This is a genomic window from Synechococcus sp. R3-13 (assembly GCF_047462195.1).
Lineage (GTDB): Bacteria > Cyanobacteriota > Cyanobacteriia > Thermostichales > Thermostichaceae > Thermostichus.
Window position 1 is genome coordinate 1 of sequence record NZ_JANSIO010000414.1, and the last position, 4,790, is coordinate 4,790.

Below are 4,790 nucleotides of genomic sequence, written 5' to 3' on the forward strand. Positions count from 1 at the left end.
CTGCGCATAGCGCGGGTGTCGGGTAGTTTACTTTCGCAAGACTACATCATCCCCTTAGGTGCAGAGCCAGCCGCCGGCTTGGGCTCAGGCTTTTCCACCACAATCGCTTCGGTTGTGAGGTACATTCCGGCTATGGAAGCCGCGTTTTGCAGCGCTGAGCGCACCACTTTGGCCGGATCGACGATCCCCTGGGCAAACATATCCACATAGGTTCCGCTCAGGGCATCGAAGCCAAAGGGCATCTCCTTCTCCAAAACCTTTTCCACCACCACTGACCCTTCCAGACCGGCATTGTGGGCAATCTGAAAGAGAGGGGCCTGCAAGGCTCGGTAAACAATTTCTGCCCCCACCTGTTCTTCCGAGGTCAAGGTTGCCTTGAAAGCCGGGATCCCTTTGGAGAGGTGCAATAGCGTCGCCCCGCCGCCAGGGACGATCCCTTCTTCCACCGCAGCTCGGGTGGCATTCAGAGCATCCTCAATGCGCAGCTTGCGATCTTTGAGTTCTGTTTCAGTGGCAGCCCCCACTTTGATCACCGCCACTCCCCCGGCTAACTTGGCGATGCGTTCTTGCAATTTCTCGCGGTCGTACTCGGAATCGGTGGTTTCCAGTTGCTTGCGAATTTGAGCCACCCGCTTTTCCACCGCCGCTTTGGTGCTGCCATCGGTCACAATGGTGGTCTTGTCTTTGGTGACAGTGATCTTGCGGGCCACCCCCATCATGTCCAGGGTGACCTTATCCAGCTTGATGCCCACATCCTCAGAGATGAGCTGTCCGCCGGTGAGAATGGCGATATCTTCCAGCATGGCTTTGCGCCGATCCCCAAAAGCCGGAGCCTTGACCGCCACCGCATTGAGTACCCCCCGCAGGCGGTTCACCACCAATGTGGCCAGAGCCTCTCCCTCCACATCCTCCGCAATGACCAGAAGAGGCCGACCCTCGCGGGCCACCCGCTCTAGGATGGGCACCAGATCTTGCAGGCTGGAGATCTTGTTGCTGGTAATCAGCAGATAAGCATTCTCATACTCGGCCACCATCCGCTCCGAGTCTGTGACGAAATAGGGGGAAATGTAGCCGCGGTCAAACTGCATCCCCTCCACTACGTCCAACTCGGTTTCCAGCGACTTGGATTCTTCGACCGTGATCACCCCATCTCGCCCTACAGCATCCATGGCCTTGGCGATCATCTCTCCCACTTCGCTGTCGTTGCCGGCAGAGATGGTGGCTACTTCGGCGATGGTCTTACGGCCTTCCACAGCCTTGGCATGAGCCGCAATTTGCTCCACTAAGTAGGCAGTGGTCTTTTCAATGCCGCGCCGCAGAGCCACAGGGTTGGCGCCCGCCGAGATGTTTTTGAGCCCTTCCCGCACCATGCTTTGGGCCAGGATGGTGGCTGTGGTGGTACCATCTCCGGCCACATCGTTGGTCTTAGAGGCCACTTCCCGCATCAACTGGGCGCCTGTGTTCTCCAAGGGATCCGCCAACTCAATTTCCTTGGCAATCGTGACTCCGTCGTTGACGATTTGGGGGGCACCAAACTTCTTCTCCAAGACCACGTTGCGTCCTTTGGGGCCAATCGTAACCTTGATTGCATCCGCCAGTTGGTTGATGCCCTGCTCCAATGCCTTGCGGGCCTCTTCTCTAAACAGAATCCGTTTTGCCATAGAATCCGCGATCCTCGTAAGTCTGACTGGACTCCTACTTTGGGTACTGCCAGGCGGAGTGGGGTTCCCAGGAATCCTCCGGCTCGGCTAGCAGGGAGTTAGCACTCTAAACTCCCGAGTGCCAATCTAGCTCAAAGACGGGAGCCTGAGCAAGATGGGCAGATCCGGAGTCACGTTTTGGCTGACAGGGGGGAGAGGGCTAGGAGTTGCCGCCGATCAGGATGTCGGGAAACTGGGCCTGTGCTTCGCTGATGGGGCGGTTGCGCCCGCCGTTTTGCCAGTAGTTGATGAGTTCGGTGGCTCGGTTAAGCAGCTCGATGCGATCCACTTCGCTGATCCAAGTTTTGCTTTCCAGCTCAGCCTTAAGCTGCTCCCAAGCGTCATCCCGCGGCCAGAAAAAGTAGTGGGTGAGGGGGCTGCGGTTTTTGGCCACCACCTGATCGACGGCAATAGCCAAATCGTTTTCCAACCAGAGGGCTTTTAGGGCGAACTTCGGCAAGGCTCTCTTCTCCTTTGGGCTACTCAACGGACGATCCGATCCTAACCAGGCAGCCTTTCATTCTGACATATGTCCTGTCCATCGGCGGGCCGAGAGCCGGAAGATGGATACGGGCTCAGCCCTGTCTGGGGGCAAAGGGCCCTAGATCACAGAGGGCTGTTTCCCCTTTCAGTACCAAGTCCCGCAGGATGGCGGCGCTGATCGGGGCCAGCAACACTCCATTGCGATAATGGCCGGTGGCAATGAGCAGATTGGCGTAGCCAGGAGCCCAACCCAGGATGGGGGCGCGCTGTCCCACTGGTCGAGGCCGATGGCCGGCCCAATGATCCAACAAAGTTGCTTCGGCCAAAGCCGGGCAGAGTCGGATGGCGCGGGCCAGCAGATCTTGTAGCGCCAGCAGCGTCGGCTCGGGATGAGGGGCCTGAAATTCCACTGTTGCCCCCACCCACAGGGATCCATCCCCCAGGGGAACCAGATGCAGATCCGCGTCGGTGACCACGGGCCCCAGGGGGATCCCGGGAGCTCTGACCCGCAGGGCCTGACCTTTGACCGCTTGCAGGGGCACCTGCAACCCCAGCTCTTTGGCCAGAGGGGAGCTGCCCAGACCTGCCGCCAGGATGACGTGACCTGCCGAGAGGGTGAGAGCGGGCGTGTAAACCGTTTGCAGGCGAAAGGGGGGATCCGAGCTGCGCTGAATCTTCTGGACAGGCTGGTGGAAGAAAAAGCGGGATCCCTTGCGTTGGGCTGCTTCCAAGAGAGCCTGGGTTAGGAGCTTGGGTTGGACTTGTCGATCCTGGGGAGAGTAGATGGCCGCCGCCAGGTCGCTGCGCAGGCCGGGCTGCAGGGATCCCACTTCGGCAAGGCTGAGCAGATCTAGGCGGTAACCTGCTTGTCGGCGGGCCACCAGGGTTTCTTGCCAAGCTTCCACTTCCTCCTCCCTGAGGAGTTTGAGAATGCCGCGCCGATTGACGGGCAAACTCCGGCCCAGGTCTTCCTCCAGCCGCGCGATTAGGGGATCGAACAGCTCCAGGCTTTTTAGACGCAACTGCACCACCTCCCCGCTAGGCTGGCGGCTGCAGATCCCCATCAACACCCCCAGCGACGCGCCCGCGGCGCCTGAGGCCGGCTCCCCGGCATCCACTCCAATGACCGACAGCCCAGCTGTGGCCAATTCGTAGGCAATGGCACAGCCCACCACTCCACAGCCAATCACCAACGCATCACAGTTCAACAGCCCGACCCTCAACGGAGACGCTTTTCGTAGTGATACTCCACAGAGTTGCTGCGATCGTGCAATTCACGAATTTCCGGCAGACGCACATAGCCGAGCCGCTCATAAACCCGATGAGCCGTCGTGAAGCGAGTATCTGTCCACAGATGCAGAGAGTCCGCCTGCTGCTGCCGAGCCGCAAATTCGGCCTGTTCAATCAAACGCCGACCCAAACCTCGACCGCGCACTGCGGGCAGAGTGTAGAGTTTTTTCAGCTCCATGCGCCCAGGGATCCCATCGGGCACAAGGCCGACACAGCCGACCACTTGATCCTGATGCTGCGCCACCCAAAGGGATCCCCCCATCTCCGCGAAAGCTGTGGCAGGCTGAAGCAACTCCGGCACCTCTTCGATATCCAATACACAGCCTGGATACTCCGCAAAGACCACCTGCAAAATGTGGAGCAGAGCTGCACTATCCGAATTTTCAGCAGGACGGATATCGATCTGCATCAAGCAGCGAAGAAAAAGAAATCATCGTTAAGTAAAGCTTTCTCGATTGTACCTGGGCTTGCTCGAGGACTCTGTTTTCTCTGTTTCTCAGGGAGCAGAGGATCCCTGAGGTGAGCAGCTAAGATCGCTAGCATCCCCAACCCCATCTGCCCATGGATACTGAACTGCTGGTTCCCGACGTCGCCGATCTCGTAACAGAGGATGATACCCCGGTGGATAACTTTGCCTCGGAAAAACAGCAGCGCCTCCTGACTGGAGCTCTCTACAGCGCTTTGCGCGGCAAAACCTTTTTAGCAGCGGCAAATGTAGGCATCTACACCGCCATCGGTCGGCCCCCGATTGTGCCGGATGTTTTTCTCAGCCTGGACGTCACGGTGCCGGAGCAATGGTGGGAGAAGCAAAACCGTTGCTACCTGCTCTGGCAATTTGACAAGCCGCCGGATGTGGTGATCGAGATCGTCTCCAACCGCGAAGGCGACGAGCTGGAAGGCAAGCTGAGCCGTTATGAGCAGATGCGAGTTAGCTACTACGCGGTCTTCGATCCCAATCATGAGCTGGGGCCAGAGGAGTTGCGCATTTTCGAACTGCGGGGCCGCCACTACGCGGAAATGACCGAGACCTGGCTAGAACAGGTGGGGCTGGGCCTGACGGTGTGGGAAGGCGTTTTTGAGGGGAAACAAGCTCGCTGGCTGCGCTGGTGTGATGCCCAAGGGCAGTTGCTGCTGACCGGCGATGAACGGGCTGAGTTGGAGCGGGAATGGGCCGAGCAAGAACGCCAAAGGGCGGAGCGAGAACATCAACGGGCGGAGCGTCTGGCGGCAAGATTGCGGGCTTTGGGTGAGGATCCCGATTTGGAGAGCTGAAGCCCAGGGATCCCTTTCAGCTAGAAATCGCAGGAGCCCCGCACT

The 4,790-nt window shown here is 58.8% G+C and carries 5 protein-coding genes; 1 reads left to right on the forward strand and 4 read right to left on the reverse strand.

What is annotated here, in order from left to right:
• Positions 1-41: 41 nt before the first annotated feature.
• The 4 genes from groL to NW856_RS12130 all read right to left on the reverse strand — a co-directional run bounded on the left by groL (position 42) and on the right by NW856_RS12130 (position 3,882).
• A complete protein-coding gene (gene groL, locus NW856_RS12115; RefSeq protein WP_414400478.1) occupies positions 42-1,661 on the reverse strand; it encodes a chaperonin GroEL in 1,620 nt (539 codons plus the stop codon).
• A gap of 199 nt (positions 1,662-1,860) precedes the next feature.
• Positions 1,861-2,187: a 30S ribosomal protein PSRP-3 gene (locus NW856_RS12120; protein ID WP_414330048.1), complete on the reverse strand. Its 327-nt coding sequence runs from the start codon at positions 2,185-2,187 to the stop codon at positions 1,861-1,863.
• Positions 2,188-2,275: 88 nt separating this feature from the next.
• A complete protein-coding gene (locus tag NW856_RS12125) occupies positions 2,276-3,391 on the reverse strand; it encodes an NAD(P)/FAD-dependent oxidoreductase (RefSeq protein ID WP_414400479.1) in 1,116 nt (371 codons plus the stop codon).
• Between the two features lie 11 nt (positions 3,392-3,402).
• Positions 3,403-3,882, reverse strand: coding sequence for a GNAT family N-acetyltransferase (locus NW856_RS12130; RefSeq protein WP_414330053.1), 480 nt, complete (start codon positions 3,880-3,882; stop codon positions 3,403-3,405).
• A gap of 152 nt (positions 3,883-4,034) precedes the next feature.
• On the opposite strand from NW856_RS12130, the gene NW856_RS12135 reads away from it, so the two are divergent.
• Positions 4,035-4,745: a Uma2 family endonuclease gene (locus NW856_RS12135; RefSeq protein WP_414400480.1), complete on the forward strand. Its 711-nt coding sequence runs from the start codon at positions 4,035-4,037 to the stop codon at positions 4,743-4,745.
• Positions 4,746-4,790: the final 45 nt, after the last annotated feature.

Excerpts from the sequence above, each read along its gene's own strand:
- groL (WP_414400478.1), bottom strand. The coding sequence starts at position 1,661 with ATGGCAAAACGGATTCTGTTTAGAGAAGAGGCCCGCAAGGCATTGGAG.
- NW856_RS12130 (WP_414330053.1), bottom strand. The coding sequence starts at position 3,882 with ATGCAGATCGATATCCGTCCTGCTGAAAATTCGGATAGTGCAGCTCTG.
- NW856_RS12135 (WP_414400480.1), top strand. The coding sequence starts at position 4,035 with ATGGATACTGAACTGCTGGTTCCCGACGTCGCCGATCTCGTAACAGAG.